9 protein-coding genes and 3 pseudogenes are annotated in these 17,545 nt (G+C 65.0%); 4 read left to right on the top strand and 8 right to left on the bottom strand.

Annotated elements, in window-relative coordinates:
* Nucleotides 1–25: 25 nt before the first annotated feature.
* The gene (locus ACEOAB_RS06705; RefSeq protein ID WP_413748278.1) at nucleotides 26–2,890 is read right to left on the bottom strand and encodes an aconitate hydratase; all 2,865 of its coding nucleotides are present in this window, start codon (nucleotides 2,888–2,890) and stop codon (nucleotides 26–28) included.
* 154 nt (nucleotides 2,891–3,044) lie between these two features.
* Complete coding sequence (locus ACEOAB_RS06700; protein ID WP_413748279.1) at nucleotides 3,045–3,479, bottom strand: hypothetical protein; 435 nt, start codon at nucleotides 3,477–3,479, stop codon at nucleotides 3,045–3,047.
* Between the two features lie 134 nt (nucleotides 3,480–3,613).
* Between ACEOAB_RS06700 and ACEOAB_RS06695 the strand changes: the two genes are divergently transcribed.
* Nucleotides 3,614–4,459, top strand: a complete 846-nt coding sequence (locus ACEOAB_RS06695; protein WP_056586842.1) for a helix-turn-helix domain-containing protein — start codon at nucleotides 3,614–3,616, stop codon at nucleotides 4,457–4,459.
* Nucleotides 4,460–4,477: 18 nt separating this feature from the next.
* On the opposite strand, the gene ACEOAB_RS06690 is transcribed toward ACEOAB_RS06695, so the two are convergent.
* The 4 genes and pseudogenes from ACEOAB_RS06690 to ACEOAB_RS06675 form a co-directional block, all read right to left on the bottom strand.
* Nucleotides 4,478–5,092 carry a hypothetical protein gene (locus tag ACEOAB_RS06690; protein WP_413748280.1) on the bottom strand — a complete coding sequence of 205 codons (615 nt, stop codon included), beginning with the start codon at nucleotides 5,090–5,092 and terminating at the stop codon, nucleotides 4,478–4,480.
* Between the two features lie 8 nt (nucleotides 5,093–5,100).
* Complete coding sequence (locus ACEOAB_RS06685; RefSeq protein WP_413748281.1) at nucleotides 5,101–6,249, bottom strand: DUF2827 domain-containing protein; 1,149 nt, start codon at nucleotides 6,247–6,249, stop codon at nucleotides 5,101–5,103.
* Entirely contained in the window at nucleotides 6,246–7,397 is a 1,152-nt protein-coding gene (locus tag ACEOAB_RS06680) for a DUF2827 family protein (protein WP_413748282.1), read from the bottom strand. The genes ACEOAB_RS06685 and ACEOAB_RS06680 overlap by 4 nt, the downstream gene beginning before the upstream one ends.
* A gap of 84 nt (nucleotides 7,398–7,481) precedes the next feature.
* A pseudogene (locus ACEOAB_RS06675) lies at nucleotides 7,482–7,973 on the bottom strand (YadA-like family protein); the annotation flags it as partial.
* Between ACEOAB_RS06675 and ACEOAB_RS06670 the strand changes: the two are divergent.
* Together ACEOAB_RS06670 and ACEOAB_RS06665 are read left to right on the top strand one after the other, a co-directional pair.
* Nucleotides 7,918–8,091 (top strand): hypothetical protein, encoded by a 174-nt coding sequence (locus ACEOAB_RS06670; protein WP_495653554.1) that lies wholly within the window; start codon nucleotides 7,918–7,920, stop codon nucleotides 8,089–8,091. The pseudogene ACEOAB_RS06675 and the gene ACEOAB_RS06670 overlap by 56 nt on opposite strands.
* Before the next feature lie 18 nt (nucleotides 8,092–8,109).
* Entirely contained in the window at nucleotides 8,110–8,526 is a 417-nt protein-coding gene (locus ACEOAB_RS06665) for a hypothetical protein (protein ID WP_478178568.1), read from the top strand.
* Here the strand turns inward: ACEOAB_RS06665 and ACEOAB_RS06660 are convergent.
* Both ACEOAB_RS06660 and ACEOAB_RS06655 read right to left on the bottom strand, forming a co-directional pair.
* Nucleotides 8,484–14,789 (bottom strand): annotated as a pseudogene (locus ACEOAB_RS06660) (beta strand repeat-containing protein); the annotation flags it as partial. The gene ACEOAB_RS06665 and the pseudogene ACEOAB_RS06660 overlap by 43 nt on opposite strands.
* Nucleotides 14,790–15,803: 1,014 nt before the next feature.
* Nucleotides 15,804–15,935, bottom strand: a pseudogene (locus ACEOAB_RS06655) (ESPR domain-containing protein); the annotation flags it as partial.
* A gap of 470 nt (nucleotides 15,936–16,405) precedes the next feature.
* Here ACEOAB_RS06655 and ACEOAB_RS06650 point away from each other — a divergent pair.
* Entirely contained in the window at nucleotides 16,406–17,542 is a 1,137-nt protein-coding gene (locus ACEOAB_RS06650; protein ID WP_413748283.1) for a DUF2827 domain-containing protein, read from the top strand.
* The last annotated feature ends 3 nt before the right edge of the window (nucleotides 17,543–17,545 follow it).

Here is a 17,545-nt window from a genome sequence, read left to right as displayed (position 1 = left end):
GCCTCTCAGGAAAACAAGCCCCGGTTTATTCCAGCAGCTGCCGCAGCACGAAGGGCAGGATGCCGCCGTGCTTGTAGTAGTCGACCTCGATCGGCGTGTCGATGCGCAGGCGCACCGTCACCTCCTGGTGCGTGTCGTCGGCGCGGTGCACGACCAGCTTCACGTCCATCTGCGGCTTCAGCTCGCTGCCGATCACCACGTCGATCTTCTCGTCGCCGGTGAGGCCCAGCGTCTGCCACGAATCGGCGCCGCGGAACTGCAGCGGCAGCACGCCCATGCCGACCAGGTTGGCGCGGTGGATGCGCTCGAAGCTGCGCGCCACCACGGCCTTGATGCCCAGCAGCTGCGTGCCCTTGGCCGCCCAGTCGCGCGAGGACCCGGTGCCGTATTCCTCGCCGCCGAACACCACCGTCGGCACGCCCTGCGCCATGTACTTCATGGCGGCGTCGTAGATGAACATCTTCTCGTTGCCGGGCTGGAACAGCGTGACGCCGCCCTCTTCCTGCGTGCCGTTGGCGTCCGGCGGAATCATCAGGTTCTTGATGCGCACGTTGGCGAAGGTGCCGCGCATCATCACGTCGTGGTTGCCGCGGCGCGAACCGTAGCTGTTGAAGTCGGCCTTGGCCACGCCATGCGCCTTGAGCCAGATGCCCGCGGGCGAGCTTTCCTTGATGGAGCCGGCCGGCGAGATGTGGTCGGTGGTGATCGAGTCGCCGAACAGCGCCATGACGCGCGCGCCCTTGAAGCCCGCGTCCGACGCGTGCGGCGTCATCCTGAAGCCCTCGAAGAACGGCGGCTCGGCGATGTAGGTCGACTTCGGCCAGTCGTACACCTGGCCGTTGGTGCCCTCGATGCTGCTCCAGAACTTGCCCGGGTCGGTCTTGACCTTGTCGTAGTTCTCGCGGAACGATTTCGCATTCATCGCGTAGCGCAGGTTCTCGTCGATTTCCTTCGGCGTCGGCCAGATGTCGCCCAGGTACACGTCCTTGCCGTTCCGGCCCTTGCCCACGGGCTCGGTCATCAGGTCGGTCATCACGTTGCCGGCGATGGCGAAGGCCACCACCAGCGGCGGCGAGGCGAGGAAGTTGGCCTTCAGGTTCGGATGGATGCGCGCCTCGAAGTTGCGGTTGCCCGACAGCACGGCCGCGCCGATCAGGTCGTTCTTCGTGATCGCCTCGTTGATCTCGGGCGTCAGGTCGCCGGCGTTGCCGATGCAGGTGGTGCAGCCGTAGCCTGCGAGGTAGAAGCCGAGCTTCTCGAGGTACGGCAACAGGCCGGCCTTCTCGAGGTATTCGGTGACGATGCGCGAGCCGGGTGCCAGAGAGGTCTTGACGTGCGGCTTGACCGTGAGCCCCGCCTCCACCGCCTTCTTCGCGAGCAGGCCGGCGGCCAGCATCACGCTCGGGTTCGAGGTGTTGGTGCACGAGGTGATGGCCGCGATCAGCACGTCGCCGTTGCCGATGGTGACATCGCCCTTGGCCGCCGGCGGTGCGGTGGCGCTGGTGTGTGCCGCGGCATGGGTCGAGCGGTTGGCCACCATCTCGACCACGTCGCGCGGCGCACCGGGCGGCGGCGCCGCGGCTTCGTCGTCCTCGCGCACGCCGTTCACGCTCAGCGGATAGCGCAGCTTGAGCTTGTCGGCCGGCTGGTTGAAGCCGTTGGCGTCGTTGGGCTTGCTGTAGAGCTCGGAGAACTTGGTGGCCAAGTGGCCAAGGTCGATGCGGTCCTGCGGGCGCTTCGGACCGGCCAGGCTCGGCGACACGGTGCCGAGGTCGAGTCTGACGATTTTCGTGTAGTCGATGTCGCCCGGGTTGGGCATGCCGTACAGGCCCTGCGCCTTGTAGTAGGCGGCGAAGCGCTCGACCTCCTCCTTGGTGCGGCCTGTGCCTTCGAAATACGCCACGGTCATGTCGTCGACCGGGAAGAAGCCCATGGTCGCGCCGTATTCAGGCGCCATGTTGCCGATGGTCGCGCGGTCGGGCACGGCGATCGATGCGGCGCCGGGGCCGAAGAATTCGACGAACTTGCCCACGACCTTCTCGGCCCGCAGGATGGACGTGACGTACAGCACGAGGTCGGTCGCCGTGACGCCCTCGCGCAGCTTGCCGGTGAGCTCGAAGCCCACCACGTCGGGCGTGAGCATGTAGACCGGCTGGCCCAGCATGGCCGCCTCGGCCTCGATGCCGCCCACGCCCCAGCCGACCACGCCCACGCCGTTGATCATGGTCGTGTGGCTGTCGGTGCCGACCAGCGAATCGGGGTAGTAGACGGGCACGTCGGCCTTGTCGTTCGGGCTTGTGTAGACGCCGCGCGCAAAGTACTCGAGGTTCACCTGGTGCACGATGCCGAAGCCCGGCGGCACGACGCGGAAGGTGTCGAAGGCCTGCATGCCCCACTTCATGAACTGGTAGCGCTCGTTGTTGCGCTGGAACTCCAGCTTCATGTTCAGGTCGAGCGCCTTGGGCGTGCCGTAGTAGTCGACCATGACCGAGTGGTCGACCACCAGGTCGACGGGCACCAGCGGCTCGATGGTCTTGGGCGACTTGCCCAGCTTGGCGGCCACGCTGCGCATGGCGGCCAGGTCGGCCAGCAGCGGCACCCCGGTGAAGTCCTGCAGCACCACGCGGGTGACGACGAAAGGAATCTCGTCGGTGCGCTCGGCGTTCGGCGCCCAGTGGGCCAGCTCTTCGACATGCTTGGCCGAGACCTTCTGCCCGTCGCAGTTGCGCAGCACCGATTCGAGCACGATACGGATGGAAACCGGCAGGCGGTCGATGGTCGGGTACTGCTTGGCCAGCTCCTTCAGGGACCAGTATTTGCCGGACTTGCCCGATGCGGTCTTGAAGGTCTTGAGGGTGGACGCAAAGGCATGCGCCGGCGCTTTGGCCATGGGGGAACTCCTGTTTGTTCGTGGAAGCCTCTCAAAGATATCAGGGTTCGATGTCAACGGCTGTAGTCGGTCTTCCCTGCCGACGCCTTGCCGGGCCATGTTCCTCATGGCGAAAAATGCCGGGGACGGGGGGTGTCGCCGGCATTCCGCGATCTCACCAGCGGCCAGCCGGCTCCAGGCTGGAAACCACGCGGGCACCGCCACGGGTGCGGCGCAGCCCGGTCCATTGCAGCTCGGCCAGCACGACCACGCAAGCCACCTGCGCCAGCACCCAGGCCATGCCCAGCGCAGTGACCGGGAAGACGCCGCTCACCAGCAGCGCGATGCAGGCCGCGGCCCAGCCGAAGTTGCCGGCGACGACCAGGCCGATGAGGGTACGCGGCGGCGTGCTGCGGCTGGCCATGAAAGCAGCGGCAGCCGCATAGGCCAGCAGAAAAACGCCCGTACCCGCGAGCAGCGGCGCCGGCAGGCCGGTCAACCTGGCCAGTGCGCCGGTGAACGCCACTTGCAGCGCGCCCGTCGCGGCGCAGGAAGCAGCATCGGCCCACATCACGTTGGGCAGGAAACGGGGGGATGCGAAGACGGACATGTGAATCTCCTTGGGTGGTTTACGCCGCAAGCCAGTCCTGCCGCGTTGGAGTCCATGATTCCGGCCGGCGTGGATCGCGTCGATGACCTGGGAGGTCATGGCGCCGCGCCGCCGGCGCGCCAGAATGCAGCCCCATGAACACCACCCGCTCCCACCTGTCCAAGGCCAGCCAGCCCGGCGCGCGCGACCCGTTCGGCGCCCACCTGCGGCACTGGCGCACCCACCGCCGCCTGAGCCAGCTCGACCTGGCGCAGGAGGCCGAGGTCTCGACCCGGCACCTGAGCTACGTGGAAACCGGCCGCGCCGCGCCCAGCCGCGAGATGGTGCTGCGCCTGGCCGAGCGTCTCGAGGTGCCGCTGCGGGAACGCAATGCGCTGCTGGTGGCCGCGGGCTTTGCGCCGATGTACCGGCAGCGCTCGCTCGACGATCCGGCGATGGCCGCCGCGCGCCGCGCTGTCGACCTGGTGCTGAAGGGGCACGAGCCCTTTCCCGCGCTGGCCGTGGACCGCCACTGGAACCTGGTGGCGCACAACGCGCTGGTGCCGATGCTGATGGAAGGCGCCGCGCCCGAGTTGATGCAGGCGCCCATCAACGTGATGCGGCTGAGCCTGCATCCCGACGGCGTGGCTCCGCGCATTGCCAATCTCGCCCAATGGCGAACCCATCTGCTCGAACGGCTGCAGCAGCAGATCGCCGCCACCGGCGACGCGGTGCTGCAGGAATTGCACGACGAACTGGAGGCCTACCCTCCACCCGCGGTCAGCCACGACCTGCCCGCAGTCGACACGGCACTGTCGGCCATTGCGGTGCCGATCCAGTTCGTCACGCCGAACGGGGTGCTGAGCTTCATCAGCACCACCACCATCTTCGGCACGCCGGTGGACGTCACGCTGCAGGAACTGGCGGTGGAATCGTTCTTCCCGGCCGATGAGCAGACCGCTGCTGCGCTGACGGCATTGGCGGCGCAGGCGACGGCTTGAAAACCGGGGACCGCTGGCTCAGCGCTTCTTCGGAGGCTGGCCCGCGGCACCGGCCGGGGCTGCGCCAGTAGCTGCGGCCGGGTCCCGCCAGCCGTATTCAACGTAGCGCCGGATGATCAGGCAGCCCGGCGGCGAATCGATCAGCGAGACCGCCGAGGTGGGCTCCTTCTCGTCGGTGTAGACCGCGTAGTTGGGCAGCAGCCGCGTCATCTTGTAGCTCGCCAGCTCTTGCTGGCCGACGCTCGCGCAGGTGAAGGGCGCGACCGAGATGCGCTCGGCCGACACGGTGCAGGCGCCGCTGTCGTCGGGAATGGCGGTGATCGACGCGGCCACGCCGGCGTTCGGAAACTCCATGCCGATCAGCGAGAACATCGGCCCGGCATCGGGGCGCTTGCGGTCCCAGTCGAGCAGCACGTCGTGGCTGCGGCTGCCCTGCACGGTGAGCGTGGAAAGCCGCGTGATGGCGGGCAGGCAGCGCTTGATGCCCACGCTGGTTGCCGCGCGGGTGAGCGTGTCCTGCGGCGCCGCCGGTGGCGCCTGGGGCACCAGCACGCCCTGCGCGAGTGCAACACCGGCAGCGCCCCACGACAGGGCGGCAAGCAGCAGGCGGGGGAATCGTCGGTTCGGCTTCATCCCGGTCCTCATGCGTAAAGGTTCTCGATGGCGGCGGTGTAGGTGCGCACGTTGTCCTCGCCCTCGGGGTCGAGCGTCGCGATGAAGCGGCGCGCACGTTCGAGGTAGGCCGGCAGGTCGGCGTCGTGTTCGGCAAAGGCACGCTGCAGGGCGCGACCGCCCTCCTCGCAGTCGAAGCCGTGATAGCGGTAGCCGCAGTCGCCGATAAGGTGCGAGTTGTGGATCAGCGGATAGCCGCCGTACAGGGCCTCGTAGTAGAGGTAGTTCTGCGCGTTCTCCCAGTGGTGCGCGAACACGGCGTCGATCTTGCCCGGCATCACCTGGTAGACCGGGAAGCGGCCCTCGAAGGTGGCCAGCCCGTGCTGCACGATGTCCAGGCTTTGCGCAAAGCCGATGAACAGCGGCTTGTCCTTCAGATGGAAGCTGTTGTAGACCCACATCTTCTCGATCAGCCGCGGCTGCGCGCGGTGCGCCGCTTCGCAGCCGAGCATCGGGATGAAGCTCGTCTTCACCATGCAGATGTTGGGCTCGAAGATGGCCACGCGCCACTGCTTGCGGCCGGGTTCGTAGGCAAACGGTGGGCTTTGCGGCGCGCGGGCCATGGCGCGCTCCAGCACCATCGGGCTCCAGAGATGGGGCATCAGCCGCACCGGCGCGCGGAAGGTGCTCTCGAAGTAGGGCTTGCACGACACCTCGTACTCGGGGATCGTCCAGACCTCGTCGTACGGCGCGCCTGAGACCAGCAGGCCGTGCGGCTTGTCGAAAATCATCCGCTCGATGTCGATCACGTAGTCGTTGCCCACGCGCATCGAGACGATCTTGCCGCCGCGTTCGCGAAACGCCACGGACCACGACATGGCCAGCTGGGCGCTCATCTCGATCATGAGATCGAGCTCCTGTGCAGCCGTGGCCATGTCGATGATGGGCACCGGCGAGTCGGCCAGGAAATTGGTTGCATCCGCAGGACCGCCGTCGCCGCCGCCGGCCACCAGCACGGCGCTTTCCACGCGCGGCGAACGCAGCAGCAGCATCACGAGGAACAGGCAGTTCTGGTAGACGCCGTTCTCCCACAGGCTCTGCTCGCCCTTGCGGATGAAGATGGAAACGCCGACCTTCAGCTTGGCCGGCATGGCGGTCTTTTTCTGCGCCTCGCTCATGCGGCGCTCCTCACGCCGTCGGCACGGAATGCGGTATTGCCGCCCACCAGGTTCAGCAGGCGCTGCGCATAGCCGTCGACGTTCGCCCGGTGGAGCGGATCGAGCGTCTCGAAGACCCGCAGGGAGCGCGCGCGGTAGTCGTCCAGTTGCCTGTCGTGGCTGCGCACCGCCTGCAGCAGTTGCGCCGCGCCGGCGGCGATGTCGAAGTCGGGGTAGTAGTAGCCGGCATCGCGCAGCCAGGGCGAGTTGTGCACCAGCGGGTAGTTGCCGTAGAGCGCATCGAGGTAGCTGTAGTTCTGGTCGTTCTGCCACTGGTGCGAAACCACCGCGTCGGCAAACTGCACCATGAAGCCTGCGAAGTCGTGCCGGCCGTGGAAGATCGCCTTGTGCTGGCGCACGATGTCGAGCGAGTTCGCCAGGTACAGCATCGTCGGGTGGTCCTTGACGTGCAGGGTGTTGAGCACCTGCATCGAGGCCACGGCGGCCGGGTCGGCGCGATAGGCCCCGTCGCAGATCAGCATGGGCACGCTGCTGGACTTCACCACCGAGATGTTGGGCTCGAAGATCGCCACCCGAAACCCCGGCTGCTCGGCCGTGCGCGGCGCGTAGCCGAAACGGTGGCCCGCGGCCTCGACTTCCGCGACGCGCTGGGCCAGGAACTGCGGCGACCAGAGATACGGCACCTCGAACACCGGGCAGCGGTGCATGGTGCGCATCATCGGGGCGAACACCGCGTCCTTGGGCAGAAGCCACACCTCGTCGCAGCGGTCGGGCTTGCTGAAGTGCCCCTTGTCGGTAAACACGATCGGCTCGGCCAGCGCCGCGAAGGGCTGGCCCACGCAATGGAACACCACGCGGCCGCCGCAAGCGCGGAAATAGGAGAGCCATTGCACGTCGAGCGCGCCGGCCATCTCGATGACCACGTCCAGCGCATCGGTCAGGTCGCGTGCCCGCCCGAAGGCCAGGCCCATGGCGGCCAGGTCGACCTGGGGCGGCATGCCCGGCTGGTCGCCGGCGTCGACCAGGGTCACGGATTCGACGAACTCGATGCGTTGCAGCAGCCGGGCGAGAAACAGGACGTTCTGCCCCATTCCGTTTTCCCAGATGTTCTGCCCCGCGTGGGTGAGGACTGAAATACCAATGCGCATGGGGGCGAAGTGTGTACCAAAAAAAAACGGCTCCCGCACCATCAGCGCGGGAGCCGCCCGGTCAAGGGCGATTCAGTGGCTTGCTTACTTCCACTTCCAACCGATGCCGGCGTTGATGCCCCACTCCTTGCCCGTGGTCGTCAGGCCCGCGCCCCAGGACATCTTGCCGTCGTCGGACAGCGCCTTGAAGGTCAGCGCCACGGCGCTGTAGCCCTTGTAGCTGCCGAGACCCACGCCCACGGTCTTTTCGCCGGGGTACAGCGTCGGCAGGTACGTGCCCGACATCGCGAAGGCCATGGCCGTGCCCGAGTAGGCGATGCGCGCCACGTCGCCGACCTGTCCCTTCACCTGGTTCAGCTGGTTCAGGTTCACGGCGTCCGTCGGCAGCACGCCCGGCGCCACGTTGCTGATGCGCGTGCCGCCCGGTGCCTGCCCGTTGCCCAGCGTGACCTGGTTGTAGTTGACCGAGCCGTCCGGGTTGGTCGCGTACTGCACGCCACCGGCCGCAACCGCATTGGCCGTGGCCCTCAATTGCGCCACGTTGGCGGCGTCGCTGTCGGCCGTACCTGCCGCCACACCGGTGATTTGGCGGTACTGGCCGGAGGCCGCATCGCCCACCGACATCGCGGCCTGCGTGCTGGTGGTTGCCCTGCTGGCCGACTCCTGCTGCGCCGTCGCGCTGCCCGGCACGTAGCCGGCCACACCCGCCCCGGTGGAGGCCACCGAGCCCGAGCCCAGCGCCACGCCGCCGCTTTGCTGCACGATGGCGCCGAAGCCGATGGCCGTGCCCTTGGAGATGTTCTGCGCCTGGCTCAGCGCCGTACCGCCTGCGTCGGCGTTGTCGCCCAGCGCCACGCCACCGCCGCCTGCGCGGGAGTTCACGCCGATGGCCTGCGAGCCCGTGGCCAGCGCCCCGGTACCGATGGCGATCGCGTTCGCACCCGTGGCCTGGGCGCCGAAGCCCACCGCCACCGCGCCGTCGGCCGTTGCCCGGGCGCCGTTGCCGGCTGCAAACGAGTTGGCGCCGCTGGCCACCGATTGCGGGCCGATCGCCACAGCTTCCTGGCCCGAGGCCTGGGCATCCGCCGCCGTCGAGTTGGCGTGGAAGTACTTGGTGCCGGTGTTGTAGATGTTGTTGACCGACGTGCTCAGGCTGTTGACGTTGACGTTGGTCGTGCTCAGGCTGGTCGACAGGCTGCCGACACCGGTCGACAGACTGGCGATGCCGCTGGTCGCGGTGCTCAGGCCCGACGAGGTCGAAGTCGACAGGCTTGCCACGCTGCTGTTCGTCGTGCTCAGGCCGGTGGACAGGCTGCCGATGCTGCTCGTCGCCGTGCTCAGGCCCGTCGAAGTCGAGGTCGACAGGCTGGCCACGCTGCTGTTCGTCGTGCTCAAGCCCGTCGACAGGCTGCCGATGCCGCTCGTCGTGGTGCTCAAGCCCGTGGACAGGCTGTCGACCGTGCTCGACACCGTGCTCAGGCCGGTGGACAGGCTGCCGATGCTGCTGGTCGCGGTGCTCAGGCCTGTGGAGGTCGAGGTCGACAGGCTGGTCACGTTGCTGTTCGTCGTGCTCAGACCCGTGGACAAGCTGCCGATGCTGCTCGTGGTCGTGCTCAGGCCCGTCGACAGGCTGCTGATGCTGCTCGTAGCGGTGCTCAGACCCGTCGAGGTCGACGTGGACAGGCTGTCGATGCTGCTCGTGGCCGTGCTCAGCCCGGTGGAGGTCGAGGTCGACAGGCTGGCAACGTTGCTATTCGTCGTGCTCAAGCCGGTGGACAGGCTGCTGATGCCGCTGGTCGCGGTGCTCAGGCCGGTCGAGGTTGACGTGGACAAGCTGTCGATGCTGCTGGTCGCCGTGCTCAGCCCGGTGGACGTCGAAGTCGACAAGCTGGCAACGTTGCTGTTCGTCGTGCTCAAGCCGGTCGACAGGCTGCTGATGCCGCTGGTCGCGGTGCTCAGGCCGGTCGAAGTCGACGTGGACAAGCTGTCGATGCTGCTTGTGGCCGTGCTCAGGCCTGTGGAGGTCGAGGTCGACAGGCTGGCCACGTTGCTGTTTGTCGTGCTCAGGCTGGTCGACAGGCTGCTGATACCGCCACCAAGCGAGGTCGACAGCGACGTCAGCTGACCGAAGTTCACTGCATCGGTGGGATTCACACCCGCGGCGACGTTCGTGAGGATGACCGGCGAGGTTGCACCCACGCCTCCCAGCGTGACCCTGGAGTGGCTTGCGTCGTCGTACTGGACCGAATTGGCAAGGCCGGTCGACAAGCTGCCGATGCTGCTGGTCGCGGTGCTCAGACCGCTGGACAGGCTGCTGATGCCGCTTGTTGCTGTGCTCAAGCCGGTCGAAGTGGAAGTCGACAGGCTGCTCACGTTGCTGTTTGTCGTGCTGAGTCCCGTCGAAAGGCTGCTGACGCCGCTGGTAGCAGTGCTCAGACCGGTCGAAGTGGAGGTCGACAGACTGGTTACGTTGCTGTTTGTCGTGCTCAGGCCGGTGGACAGACTGCTGATGCCGCTTGTAGCCGTGCTCAGGCCAGTCGAGGTCGACGTGGACAGACTGTCGATGCTGCTCGTGGCGGTGCTCAGACCGGTCGAAGTGGAGGTCGAGAGGCTGGCGACGTTACTGTTTGTCGTGCTCAAGCCAGTGGACAGACTGCTGATGCCGCTGGTGGCCGTGCTCAGACCCGTAGAGGTCGAGGTCGACAGGCTGCTCACATTGCTGTTGGTCGTGCTGAGGCCGGTCGACAGGCTGCTGATGCCACTGGTCGCCGTGCTCAAGCCGGTGGAGGTCGAGGTGGACAAGCTGTCGATGCTGCTTGTGGCCGTGCTCAGGCCAGTCGACGTCGAGGTCGACAAGCTGGCGACGTTGCTGTTCGTCGTGCTCAGGCCCGTGGACAGGCTGGTGATACCGCTGGTCGCCGTGCTCAGACCCGTCGAGGTCGAAGTCGACAGGCTGCTCACATTGCTGTTGGTCGTGCTGAGGCCCGTCGAAAGGCTGCTGATGCCGCTCGTCGCGGTGCTCAGACCCGTCGAGGTCGACGTGGACAAACTGTCGATGCTGCTCGTCGCTGTGCTCAGACCGGTCGACGTCGAGGTCGACAAGCTAGCCACGCTGCTGTTTGTCGTGCTCAAGCCGGTGGAGAGGCTGCTGATGCCACTGGTGGCAGTGCTCAAGCCCGTCGAAGTCGACGTGGACAAGCTGTCGATGCTGCTCGTGGCCGTGCTCAGACCGGTGGAGGTCGAGGTCGACAGGCTGGCGACGTTGCTGTTCGTCGTGCTCAAGCCGCTCGAGGTCGAGGTGGACAGGCTAGCCACGTTGCTGTTCGTCGTGCTCAAGCCGGTGGACAGGCTGCTGATACCGCTGGTTGCGGTGCTCAGACCCGTCGAGGTCGAGGTGGACAAGCTGTCGATGCTGCTCGTGGCCGTGCTCAGACCGGTGGAGGTCGAGGTCGACAGGCTGGCAACGTTGCTATTCGTCGTGCTCAAGCCGGTGGACAAGCTGCTGATGCCGCTTGTAGCTGTGCTCAGGCCAGTCGAAGTCGAGGTCGACAAGCTGGCGACGCTGCTGTTGGTCGTGCTGAGGCCCGTCGAAAGGCTGCTGATGCCACTCGTCGCGGTGCTCAAGCCGGTCGAAGTCGACGTGGACAAGCTGTCGATGCTGCTCGTGGCCGTGCTCAGACCGGTGGACGTTGAGGTCGACAGGCTGGCAACGTTGCTATTCGTCGTGCTCAGGCCGGTGGACAGGCTGGTAATACCGCTGGTCGCCGTGCTCAAGCCGGTGGACAAGCTGTTGATGCCGCTCGTTGCGGTGCTCAGGCCCGTCGAGGTCGAGGTCGACAGACTGGCCACGCTGCTGTTGGTCGTGCTCAGGCCGGTGGAAAGGCTGCTGATGCCGCTTGTAGCAGTGCTCAGACCAGTCGAAGTCGAGGTCGACAAGCTGGCGACGCTGCTGTTGGTCGTGCTCAAGCCGCTCGAAGTCGACGTGGACAAGCTGTCGATGCTGCTGGTAGCAGTACTCAGACCGGTAGACGTCGAGGTCGACAAGCTCGCCACATTGCTGTTGGTAGTGCTCAGTCCAGAAGACAGGCTGCCGATGCCGCTGGTTGCGGTGCTCAGACCGGTCGAAGTGGAGGTCGAGAGGCTGTCGACGTTGCTGTTCGTCGTGCTCAAGCCGGTGGACAAGCTGCTGATGCCGCTTGTAGCAGTGCTCAGGCCAGTCGAAGTGGACGTCGACAAGCTGGCGACGTTGCTGTTGGTAGTGCTCAAGCCGCTCGACAGGCTGGTGATGCCGCTGGTTGCAGTACTCAGACCCGTCGAGGTCGAAGTCGACAGACTGCTCACATTGCTGTTGGTCGTGCTCAGACCGGTCGAGGTCGACGTGGACAGGCTGGCGACATTGCTGTTCGTCGTGCTCAGGCCGGTGGACAGGCTGCTGATACCGCTCGTTGCGGTGCTCAGGCCGGTCGAAGTCGACGTGGACAAGCTGTCGATGCTGCTCGTGGCCGTGCTCAGGCCGGTGGAGGTGGAGGTCGACAGGCTCGCCACATTGCTGTTGGTAGTGCTCAGTCCAGAAGACAGGCTGCTGATGCCGCTTGTAGCTGTGCTCAGGCCAGTCGAGGTTGAAGTCGACAGGCTAGCAACGTTGCTGTTCGTCGTGCTCAGCCCCGAGGACAGACTGGTGATACCGCTCGTCGCAGTACTCAGCCCTGTCGATGTGGAGGTCGACAGGCTGCTCACGCTGCTGTTGGTCGTGCTGAGGCCCGTCGAAAGGCTGCTGATGCCGCTCGTAGCGGTGCTCAGACCCGTTGAAGTCGACGTGGACAAGCTGTCGATGCTGCTGGTAGCAGTGCTCAGACCGGTGGAGGTCGAGGTCGACAGGCTGGCGACGTTGCTGTTCGTCGTGCTCAAACCGCTCGACAGGCTGGTGATACCACTCGTGGCGGTGCTCAGACCGGTCGACGTCGAGGTCGAGAGTCTGGCCACGCTGCTGTTGGTCGTGCTCAAGCCGGTGGACATGCTGCTGATGCCGCTTGTAGCAGTGCTCAGCCCAGTCGAGGTCGAGGTGGACAGGCTGTCGATGCTGCTCGTGGCAGTGCTCAGACCGGTCGACGTAGACGTAGACAAGCTGGCCACGTTGCTGTTCGTCGTGCTCAGACCGCTCGACAGACTGGTGATGCCGCTGGTTGCCGTGCTCAGGCCCGTCGAGGTAGACGTCGACAGGCTAGTCACGTTGCTGTTGGTGGTGCTCAAGCCGCTCGACAGGCTGCTGATACCGCTGGTCGCCGTGCTCAGCCCTGTCGAGGTCGACGTGGACAGACTGTCGATGCTGCTCGTAGCAGTGCTCAGGCCGGTCGACGTCGACGTCGATAGGCTCGCCAACGAGGAATTGGTTGTGCTCAACCCCGTGGACAGGCTACCGAAACCACTTGTCGCTGTGCTGATGCCGGTCGACAGCGATGCCGTGACGGCCTTCAACTGGCCGATGTTGGGCGCATCCGTGTCCAGGCTGCCTGGTGCCACGCCCGTAATCACTCGGTTGCCGATGTTCAGTTCGCCAGATGCGCTTTGCTTGCCGACCAGCCCGAAAGCGTCGTAGCTGGCGAGCTCTGACGCGGTGCGGTTGGCCAGGGAGTTCGAGCCCAGCGCCACGCTGTTGTCGCCGGTGGCGATCGCGTTCTGGCCGATGGCCACGCTATCGAGCCCGTTGGCTTGGCTGTCCGCGCCGGTGCTGTTGGCGTGGAAGTACTTCGTCCCCGTGTTGTAGATCGAGCTGACCGACGAACTCAGGGTGCTGAGGTTACTGTTGGTCGTGCTGAGGCCGGTCGAAAGGCTGCCGATTCCACTCGTTGCAGTGCTCAGCCCCGTGGAGGTCGAGGTCGACAGGCTCGCCACATTGCTGTTCGTCGTGCTCAGACCGCTCGACAGACTGGTGATGCCACTCGTAGCGGTGCTTAGACCGGTCGAGGTGGAAGTCGACAGGCTCGCCACGTTGCTGTTGGTCGTGCTCAGGCCGCTAGACAGGCTGGTGATGCCGCTGGTCGCAGTGCTCAAACCCGTCGAGGTCGACGTGGACAAGCTGCCGATGCTGCTCGTCGCCGTGCTCAGACCCGTGGAGGTCGAGGTCGACAGGCTGGCCACATTGCTGTTCGTCGTGCTCAGCCCGCTCGACAAACTCGTGATGCCGCTGGTTGCAGTGCTCAGACCCGTCGAGGTCGAAGTCGACAGGCTGCTCACATTGCTGTTGGTCGTGCTGAGACCCGTCGAAAGGCTGCTGATGCCGCTGGTCGCGGTGCTCAGGCCTGTGGAAGTCGAGGTGGACAGGCTCGCCACGTTGCTGTTCGTCGTACTCAGCCCACTCGACAAACTCGTGATACCGCTGGTTGCGGTGCTCAGGCCTGTGGAAGTCGAAGTCGACAAGCTGGTGACGTTGCTATTGGTGGTGCTCAGACCAGAGGACAGGCTGGTGATACCGCTGGTCGCGGTGCTCAGGCCTGTGGAAGTCGAAGTCGACAAGCTGGCGACGTTGCTATTGGTGGTGCTCAGGCCAGAAGACAGGCTGGTGATACCGCTCGTCGCGGTGCTCAGACCCGTGGAGGTCGAGGTCGACAGGCTGGCCACATTGCTGTTCGTCGTGCTCAGCCCACTCGACAGACTCGTGATGCCGCTCGTTGCCGTGCTCAGGCCTGTGGAGGTCGAGGTCGACAGGCTTGCCACGTTGCTGTTCGTTGTGCTCAGGCCACTCGACAGGCTGGTGATGCCGCTCGTCGCGGTGCTCAGTCCTGTAGAAGTCGAAGTCGACAGGCTGGCGACGTTGCTGTTCGTCGTGCTCAGGCCACTCGACAAGCTCGTAATGCCGCTCGTCGCGGTGCTCAGACCGGTCGAGGTTGAAGTCGACAGGCTCGCCACATTGCTGTTGGTGGTACTCAGGCCAGAAGACAGGCTGGTGATGCCGCTGGTTGCGGTGCTCAGACCCGTCGACGTCGAAGTCGACAAACTGCTCACACTGCTGTTCGTCGTGCTCAAACCCGAACTCAAGGTGCTAGCGACAGAGAACAGTTGGCTGCCGTTGATCGCGTCCGTGCTGCTGGCGCCAACCAGGCCCGCCGCAACATTTTGGATCCGGCGCTCGGAGCCCGCGGCGCCGACGCTCACCACACCTGCAGCGGAATTGCCGCCCGCGAACGTGCCAAAAGTGGTAGTGCCGATCGTGGCGCTGGTAATGGTGCTGGTGCCGCCGGTTGAGCCCGACGCCGCGGCGGTGGTTGCGGCGTTCGAGCCCAGCGCGACCGATCCGGCCACGCTGGAGTTGGCGCCCGTACCGATGGCGATGCCCGAAGTGGCCGCAGCCCCAACGATGGATTGGCCGCCAATGGCAATACCATTGGTCGCCACGGCATTGGCGCCTGCGGTGGTGTTGCCGCCGATAGCGACAGAACCGTCGCCCTTGGCGTTCGCACCGACAGAACTGCCGGATGTTCCACCCCCGCCGAGCGCCGTGGCGTTGATTCCTGCTGCATTCGCAAAATTGCCGACAGCGGTGGCGCCGAAGTTCGATGCCTTGGCACTGTTACCCATCGCCATTGCATTGCTTGCCGTGGCGTTGGCAAAGTTACCGAATGCCAAGGCAAAGTTCGCTGTCGCTTGAGCGTTGTTGCCCAATGCGAATGCATCGCTGCCCGTTGCATTCGCCGAGAAGCCTATTGCGGCGGCTGAAAGTCCGGCACCGTTTGCGACTGAGTTCGGCCCGATCGCGATGTCACCTGCACCCAGCGCTTTCGATGCATCGCCCTGGGCGATGCCGGAAGCGCCGTTGACCGTCGCACCGCGGCCGATGGCAATGCCGGATGTCGCCCCGGTGGCTACCGACGACTCCCCGCCCATCGCGATGGCATCCGTTGCCGCAGCCTGAGCGCCCTTGGTCGCATTGCTGCCGATGGCAATTGCGCCCGCCGCAGAAGCGGTCGTGGAGTTTGCCGGCGACAGTGCGGTAGTTCCATTGCCGCCCGCTCCGCCGATCGCGACCGAATTGAGGCTCTGAGCTCTCGCGCCAAAGCCCAGAGCGGTGCTGCCTGTGCCGGTCGCGGTACTGGACAGCCCAAAAGCGCTTCCCCATTGGCCGGCCAGCGATAAGAAGCCGAAGGCTGCCGCCCCGTCCCCAGTCCCCTGAGCAAAGCTACCGAACACCGACACCCCGCTCTTGCCGTTGCCACTGGCGTTGCAACCCAGCACGTTCGACCAAGTTCCGCTTCCATCCACGGGAAAGGCATTGGTGTTGGACGGCGTTACCTGACCAAGCTGCGCTGTAGTACCTGTTGAGACACAGTTGTTGCCGTCGGGAGCGTATGTGCTTGCATACACGCTTCCCGATGGGACCTGCAATCCAGCAGCCAAGACTGCCGCTACCGCGGTCAGTTTCAGCCCGCCAAGCCTCCCCTGCGTGCGACTGCTTCCGAGTTTTCCGCGGGCCTTGGTGATTTCAGATGCGGCAACCCATGCACCTAGGGATTCGTTCCAGATGCTTCTATAAGACTTGTTCATTTGCTTTGACTCGGCTCGCGGTGAGAAACGGACAGGTTGAGATCGACCAAAAGTGCGATGCGCCTGCTCCAGGTTCCATCGCTGAAGGCACACGTGGGTCGCCTTGATTGCAGGAATGCTGGAATGTACGGACTTGTTTACATTTAGGAGTAATCCCCGGAGCCAGGAAAATTAATCCTGATGATTTAGTTCACAAAACTCGGAGAAGAGTTACTTTTCCCCGAGGCGGTAGTTGTCGGAGGACTACGGCCAGAAGAGCAACTTCTAGAATGCCAACAGGCAGGAACTTCGCCCATCGTCGCTCTTACTGCTGCGTTCTGAACGCTCGTTGCGCGGTTCTCTTTTTCACAAGATTCAAGGGTGACAACCCGGAAAAATATGAAATTCATCACGAAAATTCAGATGAATTCGATATGTGAATGCGCCTTCAATGGCCGGCCCTAGGCAATTAACATTTACGAAACAATTTAATGCCCCCCGCTTCCATGCTTCGCATCGGCATCACCATCGGCCTCCACCACGAGGCCGAAACCCTCTGGAACAACGGCATCAAGCAGAACGCCGTGTTCCTGGCGGAAGCGCTGAAGCACTGCCCCGGCGTGAGCTCAGTGGTATTGGTCAACACCACGGCCATCTCCATCACCCCTTCCCTGCCCTGGGACCAGACGCGCTGGCCCACCGTAGCCTTCGAGGCGGCCAAGGACAACGTGGACGTGCTGATCGAGCTCGGCGGCCAGATCGACCCGGCCCAGACCGACTACCTGAAGCGCCGCGGCGCGCGGCTGGTGTCCTACTGCTGCGGCTTCGAATACGTGCACGCCATGGAGTCGATGCTGTTCAACAAGCCGCTCTGGGGACAGAACCTGTTCGTGAACCAGCGCTACGACGACATCTGGATGGTTCCGCAGGTGGCAAACATCAGCCAGCCCTACTTCGAGGTGCTGCGCCGGGCCGAAGCGCGCCCCGTGCCCTTCGTCTGGAGCCCTGTGTTTCTCGACGAGCGCACGCGCGCCCTGCCCGATGCCGGCATCTATCAGCCGCACGCCGGGCCGCGCCGACTGAGCGTGATGGAGCCAAACATCAATGTGGTGAAGTTCTGCCTCTACCCCGTCCTGATCGCCGAACTGGCCTACCGCGCGCGGCCCGGCTCCATCGCACTGCTGCAGGTCACCAACGCCGAACGCCTGGCCAGGGAGAACATGGAATTCATCACGCTGATGAACCAGCTCGACCTCGTCCGCGAGCACAAGGCGGTGTTCCTCGGGCGGCACGAAACGCCTGTTTTCCTGGCGCAGAACACGGACATCGTGGTCTCGCACCAGTGGGAGAACCCGCTCAACTACTTCTACCTCGAGACCTGCTGGCAGGGCTATCCGCTGGTTCACAACGCGCACCTGTGCGCGGACCTCGGCTACTACTACGAGGGCAACGACGTAGCCAGTGGCAGTGCCCGCGTGCTCGAAGCCATCGACACGCACGACGCCAACGCAGCTGACTACCGTGCGCGCCAGCGCAGCCTGATCGACCGTTATCTGCCCGGCAACGCCGCGGCCACCGAGGTCTACAACACCCTGCTGCTCGGGCTGATGCAGCGCCCCGCCCGATAGAGC

Source organism: Variovorax sp. Varisp53 (assembly GCF_059491555.1).
This window is presented reverse-complemented; position numbering and strand designations above follow the sequence as displayed.

Bases quoted from the DNA above. Each gene is read 5' to 3' on its own strand.
- ACEOAB_RS06705 (WP_413748278.1), bottom strand. From the start codon at position 2,890: ATGGCCAAAGCGCCGGCGCATGCCTTTGCGTCCACCCTCAAGACCTTC.
- ACEOAB_RS06700 (WP_413748279.1), bottom strand. From the start codon at position 3,479: ATGTCCGTCTTCGCATCCCCCCGTTTCCTGCCCAACGTGATGTGGGCC.
- ACEOAB_RS06695 (WP_056586842.1), top strand. From the start codon at position 3,614: ATGAACACCACCCGCTCCCACCTGTCCAAGGCCAGCCAGCCCGGCGCG.
- ACEOAB_RS06690 (WP_413748280.1), bottom strand. From the start codon at position 5,092: ATGAAGCCGAACCGACGATTCCCCCGCCTGCTGCTTGCCGCCCTGTCG.
- ACEOAB_RS06685 (WP_413748281.1), bottom strand. From the start codon at position 6,249: ATGAGCGAGGCGCAGAAAAAGACCGCCATGCCGGCCAAGCTGAAGGTC.
- ACEOAB_RS06680 (WP_413748282.1), bottom strand. From the start codon at position 7,397: ATGCGCATTGGTATTTCAGTCCTCACCCACGCGGGGCAGAACATCTGG.
- ACEOAB_RS06650 (WP_413748283.1), top strand. From the start codon at position 16,406: ATGCCCCCCGCTTCCATGCTTCGCATCGGCATCACCATCGGCCTCCAC.